The sequence below is a fragment of the Nocardioides sp. NPDC057577 genome (genome assembly GCF_042801335.1).
In the GTDB taxonomy this organism is placed as follows: Bacteria; Actinomycetota; Actinomycetes; order Propionibacteriales; family Nocardioidaceae; genus Nocardioides.
In genome coordinates this window covers 1-4,352 of sequence record NZ_JBHVGB010000279.1, presented here as the reverse complement: position 1 = coordinate 4,352, position 4,352 = coordinate 1, and the positions used below count along the sequence as shown (strand labels likewise).

Here is a 4,352-nt window from a genome sequence, read left to right as displayed (position 1 = left end):
AGACCAACACGGTCCTATCGAGCGCCGAGGGGACCGTGTTGGTCTCGACACGCTCGGCCGCAGGCGGCCTCGCGGCTCGACCAGCGGGGTCGGACTCCGACTCGAGACTGAGGACCTGGTCCTCCGGCCGAACTAGGGTTGGCCGGGTGACTGTGCATGACACCTCCGGCTCGCCCGGCCGGCTGGCGACCTTCTTCGCGACCGACGACGACTGGGAGCGGGAGGGCTCGATCACGCTCGGCGACTGGCTCGTCGGTGCGATCGTGCTGGTCTCGAGCCTGGCCACCCTGGAGCTGATCCGGGGAGTCGGGACGCTCGACTCCAGCGACGCACCGACGTGGGTCGAGTGGACGGCCGTGGTCGTCGGCGCGGCGCTGCTCGTCTTCAGGCGGCGCTTCCCGCTCACGGTCGCGCTCCTGGCCGGGTTGCACATGTTCGTCACCGGGGTGTGGCTCCCGACCGTGATGGGGCTGCTGCCGATGCAGATCATCTACTTCGTGGCCTTCTTCGCGGGAGCCGCCTGGGCACGGCGCCGGCGGGACATGGTGGTCGTGATGGGGCTGATCACCCTGTTCATGTTCGCCTGGCTCTCCTGGCAGTTCGCGGTCGGCAGCGGTATCGACGAGATCCGCGAGGCGACCGCCGACGCCGAAGGCTCCACGCTCATCGGCCCGGTGACCGCCTACGTGCTGCTCACCACGATGATGAACCTGCTCTACTTCGCCGGCGCGATCGTCGGCGGCCAGGTCGCCTGGCGGGGCGCACGACAGAAGGCCGAGCTCGCCGAGCAGGCCGCGACCATCGCCGCCCAGTCCGGGCAGCTCCAGCGCCGCGCCGTCATCGACGAGCGCCTGCGCATCGCGCGCGAGCTGCACGACGTGGTCGCCCACCACGTCGCGGTCGTCGGCGTCCAGGCCGCAGCCGGGCGCAAGCTGCTCGAACGCGGCCGTCCGGGTGACATCGAGGGCGCTGCCGAGGCGCTCGGCAACGTCGAGACCTCCGCGCGCGAGGGCGTCACCCAGATGCGCTCCCTGCTCGGCACGCTGCGCGACCCGGCCGGCGAGACGGAGACGGAGGCCGAGGGCGTACGCCGCCCGGAGCCGCGCCTCGAGGACCTACCCGCGCTCCTGGACGAGGTACGCGAGAGCGGGCTGCGGGTCGACTACCAGGCCGTCGGGCCGGTCGAGGACCTCTCGCTGCCGCTGGCGCACTCGGTCTACCGGATCGTCCAGGAGGCGCTGGCCAACGTACGCCGCCACTCCACCGCCGACCGCGCCCAGGTCGTCCTCCGTGTCGACCGGGCGTCGGCCGCGCCGTACGCCGAGGTCGAGGTCACCGACAACGGCCGGCCCCGGCACGGCACCTCCGGCAGCGGACTGGGTCTGCTCGGCGTACGCGAACGGGCGGCCATCCGGAAGGCGGAGGTCGACATCGGGCCCAGGGCCGTGCAGGGGTTCCGGGTGCGGGTGCGGTTCCCGATCGAGACGGGGGTGCCGGCGTGATCCGGGTGCTGCTCGCCGACGACCAGCAGCTGGTGCGCTCGGGATTCCGACTCATCCTCTCGTTGGAGGACGACATCTCGGTGGTCGGTGAGGCCTCCGACGGCGCCGACGCCATCGCCAAGGCGCGCGAGCTGAGGCCTGATGTGGTGTTGATGGACGTGCAGATGCCCGGCACCGACGGCATCGAGGCGACGCGTACGGTGGTCGCCGAGGGGCACGCCAAGGTGATCATCCTGACCACCTTCGACCGCGACGACTATCTCTTCGACGCACTCGCCGCCGGCGCCAGCGGCTTCCTGCTCAAGAACGCCGACCCCGACTCGCTGGCCGAGGCGGTGCGGGCCGCGGCAGACGGCCACGCGCTGCTCGCCCCGGAGGTCACGATGCGCGTGATCGGGCGGGTGACCAGCGACAACGCTCCTTCGACTCCGAGGACGAAGCCGCCCAAGGAGCTCGCCCTGCTCACCGCCCGCGAGCGCGAGGTGCTGCTGCTCATCGGCGAGGGACTGAGCAACAACGAGATCGCCCGCCGGCTCTTCCTCACCGAGGCGACCGTGAAGACCCACGTGTCGGCCTGCCTGGCCAAGCTGCAGCTGCGCGACCGGGTGCAGACGGTGGTCTTCATCCACCGCCACGGCCTTCTTCCGGCCGGCCCGCCCAACGGGTGAGGGCGAGTTCATCCTCGCGACGGATCCGCCGGGCGCGGGGCTGAAATAGCGTGGGCCCCGTTCGTTCCCAACGCAGAGGAGATTCGATGCTCGAGGTCAGCGGGTTGACCCGTCGCTTCGGTGAGATGGTCGCCGTCGACGACGTGTCTTTCCCGGTCCCGTCCGGTGGGCTCACCGGGTTCGTGGGCGGCAACGGTGCCGGGAAGACCACCACCATGCGGATGATCATGGGGGTGCTGGCCGCGCACGCCGGGACGGTGTCCTGGCAGGGCCACGAGGTCACCCGTGAGGACCGGCGCCGGTTCGGCTACATGCCCGAGGAGCGCGGTCTCTACCCGAAGCAGCCGATCCTGGACCAGCTGGTCTACCTGGCGCGGCTGCGCGGCATGTCCACTGCCGACGCGCGCCGGGAGATCTCCGCACTGTTGGAGCGGTTCGGCCTCGGCGGTCGCATGAAGGATCCGCTGGAGAAGCTGTCCCTGGGCAACCAGCAGCGGGTCCAGATCATCGCCGCCCTCGTCCCCGCGCCGATGGCGCTGATCCTCGACGAGCCCTTCTCCGGGCTCGATCCCGACGCCATCGACGCGATGGCCGACCTGCTGCGCGAGCACGCTCGCGACGGCGTACCCGTCGTCTTCTCCTCCCACCAGCTCGACCTCGTCGACCGGCTCTGCGACCGGCTGGTGGTGATGGCCCGCGGCCGGGTCGTCACCCAGGGGACGGGCGAGGAGCTGCGCGCGGACACGGCGCTCCGCTACCGGCTCGTCCTCGACGGCGACGCCGGTTGGGTACGCGACCTGCCGGGCCTCCACGTCCGCGACGTCTCCGGCCCCGAGGCCGAGATCGAGGTCGTCTCCCCCGGCGCCGAGCAGAAGCTGCTCACCGAGGCCACCAGCCGCGGGAACGTGCTCGACTTCCACCGTGTCGTACCCCGCCTGTCCGAGATCTACCGGGAGGTCACCGCATGAGGACGAAGCCCAGGAGCCAGCCCGTGTGGCAGATCGTCGCCCGGCGCGAGATCGCGGTCCGTGCCACCGACAAGTCGACCCTGATCGGCACCGCGGTCATGCTCGCGGTGATCGTGGGCGTGCTCGGATTCACCGCGTGGAGCGAGAGCCGCGAGAAGACCTACGACCTCGCCTACTCCTCCACGGCCTCGCAAGCGATGGTCGAGGGCATCGCCGAGCGGGCCGGCGACATCGACAAGCTGGTGAGCATCGAGCCGGTCGAGGTCGCCGACGACGACACCGCCCGGCACGCTCTCGAGGAGGAGCAGGCCGACGCGTATCTGCGGGTGACCTCGGACGGGTGGACCCTGGTCACCCTCGAGGAGGCCGACTCCGACCTTCGCGACGTGGTCGATCAGGCGGTCCAGGAGATCGTCCTCGCCGGCAACGCCCAGGCGGCGGGCACCTCGGCGGCCGTGCTCACCGAAGGAGCGCAGGTCGCGTTCGACCAGATCGAGGGCGACAGCGAGCTGAGCGCCATCCGGTGGATCGTCGGGTACGCCCTCGCGATCGTCTTCTACTTCGCCTCGATCATGTTCGGGATGACGCTGGCCAACAGCGTCGTGGAGGAGAAGCAGTCGCGGATCGTGGAGATGATCGCCGCCGCCGTGCCGCTGCGGCAGCTGCTCGCCGGCAAGATCATCGGCAACGCCGTCATCGCCGTCGGGCAGATGCTCATCTATGTGGCCGTCGGGCTCGTCGGCCTGAGCCTGACCGAGTTCAGCTTCGCCCTACCGGCCCTGTCCGGCGCGATCGGCTGGTTCGTGGTCTTCTTCCTGATCGGCTTCGTGGTGCTCTCGACCCTGTGGGCGGTCGCGGGCGCGCTCGCCTCCCGCACCGAGGACCTGCAGTCCTCCTCCACCCCGATCACGATGCTGCTCATGGTGATGTTCTTCGGCGCCCTCTACCTCGACGGCGTCGGCGAGCAGATCGGATCGTACGTCCCCCCGCTCTCGGCCGTACTCATGCCGATGCGCCTGGTCGAAGGCACCGCGGCCTGGTGGGAGCCGATCATCGCCGTGGTCCTGCTCCTCGCCTTCGGCGTCGCCCTCGTACGCCTCGCCGAGCGTCTCTACAGCCGCGCCCTGCTCCAGACCGGCGGCCAGCTCTCCCTCAAGGCGGCCTGGCGGCTCGAGGAGTAGCCGAGACGTCACCCCCGTCGGCCGAGATGGCAC

4 protein-coding genes are annotated in these 4,352 nt (G+C 70.7%); all 4 read left to right on the top strand.

Annotated elements, in window-relative coordinates; translation table 11 throughout:
* Nucleotides 1-146 precede the first annotated feature (146 nt).
* The 4 genes from ACFU7D_RS28780 (at nt 147) to ACFU7D_RS28765 (ending at nt 4,319) form a co-directional block, all read left to right on the top strand.
* A complete protein-coding gene (locus ACFU7D_RS28780; RefSeq protein WP_378873714.1) occupies nt 147-1,502 on the top strand; it encodes a sensor histidine kinase in 1,356 nt (451 codons plus the stop codon).
* Entirely contained in the window at nt 1,502-2,170 is a 669-nt protein-coding gene (locus ACFU7D_RS28775) for a response regulator (RefSeq protein WP_378726846.1), read from the top strand. The genes ACFU7D_RS28780 and ACFU7D_RS28775 overlap by 1 nt, the downstream gene beginning before the upstream one ends.
* A gap of 86 nt (nt 2,171-2,256) precedes the next feature.
* Nucleotides 2,257-3,138, top strand: coding sequence for an ABC transporter ATP-binding protein (locus ACFU7D_RS28770; protein ID WP_378726790.1), 882 nt, complete (start codon nt 2,257-2,259; stop codon nt 3,136-3,138).
* A complete protein-coding gene (locus ACFU7D_RS28765) occupies nt 3,135-4,319 on the top strand; it encodes an ABC transporter permease (protein ID WP_378873711.1) in 1,185 nt (394 codons plus the stop codon). Before ACFU7D_RS28770 ends, ACFU7D_RS28765 begins: the two co-directional genes overlap by 4 nt.
* Nucleotides 4,320-4,352 lie beyond the last annotated feature (33 nt).

Coding starts and splice junctions, on each gene's coding strand:
- ACFU7D_RS28765 (WP_378873711.1), top strand. CDS start 3,135: ATGAGGACGAAGCCCAGGAGCCAGCCCGTGTGGCAGATCGTCGCCCGG.
- ACFU7D_RS28770 (WP_378726790.1), top strand. CDS start 2,257: ATGCTCGAGGTCAGCGGGTTGACCCGTCGCTTCGGTGAGATGGTCGCC.